Source organism: Polaromonas sp. P1_E1_2 (assembly GCF_056406035.1).
Genome location: NZ_JBFUAZ010000333.1, coordinates 1 through 4,557 on the forward strand (window position 1 = coordinate 1; position 4,557 = coordinate 4,557).

Here is a 4,557-nt window from a genome sequence, read left to right on the forward strand (position 1 = left end):
AAACAGCTGCCGATGGTGCACGGCAGGCGTCGGCGTTGTGGCCACCAGAGCGGCCACTGCGGTGGCCGACAGCAACGAACCGATAGCCGCCGTTGAAAGCCGCCGCGCCGGTGTGGCAACGGCGGCGATTTTTTCGGTCAGCACCCAGGCCAGCACACATCCTGCCATGAGGCCCCCCACGTGGGCGGCGTTATCGATACCCTGCTTGCTGAAACCCTGAACGAGCGCATACGCCAGAAACACGCCCTGACTGGTCATCACGTTCTTGCTGGTAACGCCGGGTATTTGCCCGCGATGCTGGCGCACCGCCACCAGCAGCGCCCCCAGGACACCAAACACCGCACCGGAAGCACCGACGGAAACGGATTGCTGGGCAGAAAAATGCAGGCTGAGCGCACTGCCGGTGAGCGCACTGGCCAGGTAGATCAACAGGAACTGAAAGTTGCCGTGAAGCCGGTTGAGTTGGACCCCGCCCTGCCACAAGCCCAGCATGTTCAACGCGAGGTGCAGAAAGCCGCCGTGCAGAAAGGTGGCTGTCAACAGACGCCAATACTGGCGGTCTTCCACCACGGACGCCRCCRAATTGGCGCCCCAGGCCAAAAGCTCCGACGGCAAGGGTTTGAACGCGCTGATTCCGGCACCGAGATTCGCCAGCCAGACAGCGACGTTCACGCCGACCACCAGGTAAAGCGCCCAAGTCACAGGCGTGAGCTCCTTCAGGCGGGCGTCGAAATTTTCCACGGCCTTGAGTTCAGCGGTCCGCTGCTCCATCGCCTGCATAAAGCCCCGCCCGCCGTAGGTAGCAAAGGCCTGCATCGCGGCCATGATCGCGTCGGGGTGGTCTTTGGTCCGTACGCTGTTCAAGAGAATGCAAAGCCGCTTTTTACGGCTGCCCCACCACCATTTGTCTTTCACATGAGGTGCGAGCGACACGTTGATCGACGTGTGGCCCTGCGCAGACTGCGACTCGATATCTGACACCTCAGCCCACGCGATGGTCCTGTTTTTCAGTACGGCGGCGCTGATGCCTTCGGGGCCCACCCGCAAGGCCGGACGTCCGCCGACAAGCTGCCGCCCAAAAAGCCAGACGAACCACAGCAGGCCGCCCAGGCTGGCCAGTCGCCATCCGGGAAAACCGGAAAACGGGACAAACACAAGCATCAAGGCCGGAATGACGGCCAGGAATGAAAAGAGGATCGTCAGGGTTCCCGTGGTGCTGCGCCACGATGAGGGAAACTCACGCACATATTCAGGCGCATCAGGTGCGCCTGCCAGCAAGGCCGACGGAACAGTATCCGGAAATTCCATGCTCCCCTCCTGCCCTTGCCACCTGGCGGGCCGGTTCATTGTTTATTTGCCGGCGCCAAAGAAGTCTTGCCCTTGCTGCGGCGGCGCCACGCCCAGGTGGCGGTAGGCCGCCAGCGTGGCGATGCGCCCGCGCGGCGTGCGCTGCAAATAGCCTTGCTGGATCAAATAGGGCTCGATCACGTCTTCAATCGTGTCGCGCTCTTCACCAATGCTGGCCGCGATGTTGTCCAGGCCGACCGGGCCGCCATCAAAGCGGTGGATCACGGCTTCGAGTAACTTGCGGTCCATCACGTCAAAGCCCTGCGGGTCTACGTCGAGCATGGCAAGCGCCTTGTTGGCGATGTCCAGCGAGATGTGGCCGGTGCCCTTCACGTCGGCATAGTCGCGCACGCGGCGCAGCAGGCGGTTGGCAATGCGCGGCGTACCGCGTGAACGGCGGGCAATTTCAAAACCGCCTTCTTCGTCCATGGGCGCATTGAGCAACTTGGCGCTGCGCCGCACGATGCGTGCGAGTTCGTCGGGTGTATAAAACTCCAGCCTCGCGACGATGCCGAAGCGGTCGCGCAGCGGGTTGGTCAGCATGCCGGCGCGCGTGGTGGCACCCACCAGCGTGAAGGGCTGCAGGTCGAGCTTGATGCTGCGCGCCGCCGGGCCTTCGCCGATCATGATGTCGATCTGGTAGTCCTCGAGCGCGGGGTAGAGGATTTCTTCTACCACCGGGCTCAGGCGGTGAATTTCGTCAATGAAGAGGACGTCGTTCTTTTCAAGGTTGGTCAGCAGCGCCGCCAGGTCCTTGGGTTTTTCCAGCACCGGTCCGGAGGTCTGCCGCAGGTTCACGCCCAGCTCATGCGCAATGATGTGCGACAGCGTGGTCTTGCCCAGGCCGGGCGGGCCGAACAGCAGCACGTGGTCCAGCGCCTCGCTGCGCTTTTTGGCCGCACCAATGAAGATTTCAAGCTGGTCGCGCACCTTGGTCTGGCCGACGTACTCGTCAAACAGTTTGGGGCGCAACGCGCGCTCGATCGCCTCCTCGCCGGGTGAGGCCGGCGCGGCCGACATCACGCGCTTGGCGGGCGGGAAGTCGCCGGGAGCGAAATCGTCGGTTTGTATGCTCATACTGGGTTACCGGCCTATTTCGCCAGCGCCTTCAACGCCAGCTTGATGCCGTCACTCACGCCGATATCTTTGGGCAATGCCTTCAGTGCCAGTGCGGCGTCGCGGTCGCTATAGCCCAGCGCCACCAGGGCCTGCAGGATGTCGGACTGGGCATCGTTGGCGACGCTGACCTGGATACCGATGTCGGCGCCCAGTTTGCCCTTGAGTTCCAGCAACAGGCGTTCGGCGGTCTTTTTGCCGATGCCGGGCACCTTGATGATGCGGCCGGCTTCCTGCTGGGTGACGGCTTGCGACAGCTCTTCAACGCTCATGCCGCTGAGCACGCTGAGCGCGGTGCGTGGGCCTACGCCGGAAATCTTGATGAGCTGGCGGAAGGCGGCGCGTTCGGTGGCGCTGCCGAAACCGTAGAGGATTTGTGCGTCTTCGCGCACCACAAAGTGTGTCAGCAGGCTGACTTTTTCGCCCAGGCCGGGCAGGTTGTAGAAGGTGCTCATGGGCACCAGCACCTCATAGCCGACGCCGTTGCAGTCCACCAGGATTTCCGGGGGATTTTTTTCGGCCAGCTGGCCAGAGAGTCTTCCAATCATGGGCAAATCTTATCAGTCAGACGCAGGCGCCTGTTTGGGCGGACAATTGTGTTTTTCCGCCTTTAACCGCCGTTTTCCAGGAAAACCACCGCCTTGATTCTTCGTCACACCTTCACGCCGCCGAACAATACCCGCATGGGCCACCTGTGCGGACCCATGGACAGCCACATCCGCACCATCGAAGTGGCGCTGGATGTCACGATTGCGCACCGTTTCGAGCAGTTCAAGATCGACGGCACCAAGGTGAAGGCCAACCAGGCGCTGGAAGTGCTGCAGGCTTTGTACGAAATTGCCCAGCGGCCCATAGAGCCCGAAACCGTGCAGCTGATGCTGGCCGGCGACACCGCGCTCAGCATCGCGCCCGACGGCGCCATGGCGCTGTCGACCCGCCGCGCCGACCTGCGCGCCCGCACCACCAACCAGGGCACCTACCTGGAAAACATTGCCACCCACGACATCACTTTCGGTATCGGCCCCGCCGGCACCGGCAAGACCTACCTCGCCGTGGCTTGCGCGGTGGATGCATTGGAGCGCAGCACGGTGCAACGCATTGTGCTGACCCGCCCGGCGGTCGAGGCCGGCGAGCGCCTGGGTTTTTTGCCGGGTGACCTGAGCCAGAAGGTGGACCCTTACCTGCGTCCGCTGTATGACGCGCTGCATGAGCTGATGGGCTTTGAGCGCGTGCAAAAGGCCTTTGAGCGCCAGCAGATCGAGATCGCGCCGCTGGCCTTCATGCGCGGCCGCACGCTGAACCACGCCTTCGTCATCCTCGATGAAGCGCAAAACACCACGCCCGAGCAGATGAAGATGTTTTTGACCCGCATCGGCTTTGGCAGCAAGGCCGTGGTGACGGGCGATATCAGCCAGGTGGACTTGCCGCGCACGCAGCTCAGCGGCCTGGTAGACGCGGAGCGCGTGCTCAAGCGCGTCAAAGGCATTGCGATCACGCGCCTGACCAGCGCCGACGTGGTGCGCCATCCGCTGGTGGCCCGCATTGTGGATGCATACGACAAGACGCGGCCCGGTATTGCGGCAGAAATTGCTGCAGATTCGATAGCTGCTCCCGCGCGCCGCACAAGCGCCAGGAGCCGAAATGGCTCTTAAAAACCTGAGCCTGTCCTTGCAGTTTGGCGACCTGAAGGACGCCGCCCGTCACCGCGCCGCCCTGCCGCGCCACAGCGTGGCCCGCTGGATCCGCCACGCGCTGGCGCACGACGGCGAGATCACCGTACGCATTGTGGATGCCGAGGAAGGCCAGGCGCTGAACCGCGATTACCGCCAGCGCGACTACGCTACCAATGTGCTGACCTTCGACTACACGCAGGAGCCCGTGGTCACGGCCGATCTGGTGTTGTGCGCGCCGGTGGTGGCCAAAGAGGCGAAAGAGAACAAAAAGACGCTGCAGGCCCACTACGCCCATCTGCTGGTGCACGGCACGCTGCACGCGCAAGGCTGGGACCATGAGACTGGTGAAGAGGACGCCGAGGCGATGGAAGCGGAGGAAATTCGCATCCTGGCCGGGCTGGGTTTCAAGAACCCTTATCGC

At 63.0% G+C, this 4,557-nt stretch carries 5 protein-coding genes; 2 read left to right on the forward strand and 3 right to left on the reverse strand.

Annotated features, from left to right (window positions below; genetic code table 11):
• From AC1D1P_RS14935 to ruvA, 3 genes are all read right to left on the reverse strand, one after another.
• Window positions 1–1,308 (reverse strand): rhomboid family intramembrane serine protease (locus AC1D1P_RS14935; RefSeq protein ID WP_477673523.1); only part of this gene is annotated, 1,308 nt, incomplete at its 3' end.
• Window positions 1,309–1,350: 42 nt separating this feature from the next.
• Window positions 1,351–2,424 (reverse strand): Holliday junction branch migration DNA helicase RuvB, encoded by a 1,074-nt coding sequence (gene ruvB, locus AC1D1P_RS14940; protein ID WP_477670041.1) that lies wholly within the window; start codon window positions 2,422–2,424, stop codon window positions 1,351–1,353.
• A 14-nt stretch (window positions 2,425–2,438) separates the two neighbouring features.
• Entirely contained in the window at window positions 2,439–3,011 is a 573-nt protein-coding gene (gene ruvA / locus AC1D1P_RS14945) for a Holliday junction branch migration protein RuvA (RefSeq protein ID WP_477648181.1), read from the reverse strand.
• 93 nt (window positions 3,012–3,104) lie between these two features.
• On the opposite strand from ruvA, the gene AC1D1P_RS14950 reads away from it, so the two are divergent.
• Window positions 3,105–4,115, forward strand: coding sequence for a PhoH family protein (locus tag AC1D1P_RS14950; protein WP_477673524.1), 1,011 nt, complete (start codon window positions 3,105–3,107; stop codon window positions 4,113–4,115).
• On the forward strand, window positions 4,105–4,557 hold a 453-nt coding region (gene ybeY / locus AC1D1P_RS14955; protein WP_477673525.1), incomplete at its 3' end, for an rRNA maturation RNase YbeY. The genes AC1D1P_RS14950 and ybeY, both read left to right, overlap by 11 nt.

Excerpts from the sequence above, each read along its gene's own strand:
- ruvA (WP_477648181.1), bottom strand. The coding sequence starts at position 3,011 with ATGATTGGAAGACTCTCTGGCCAGCTGGCCGAAAAAAATCCCCCGGAA.
- ruvB (WP_477670041.1), bottom strand. The coding sequence starts at position 2,424 with ATGAGCATACAAACCGACGATTTCGCTCCCGGCGACTTCCCGCCCGCC.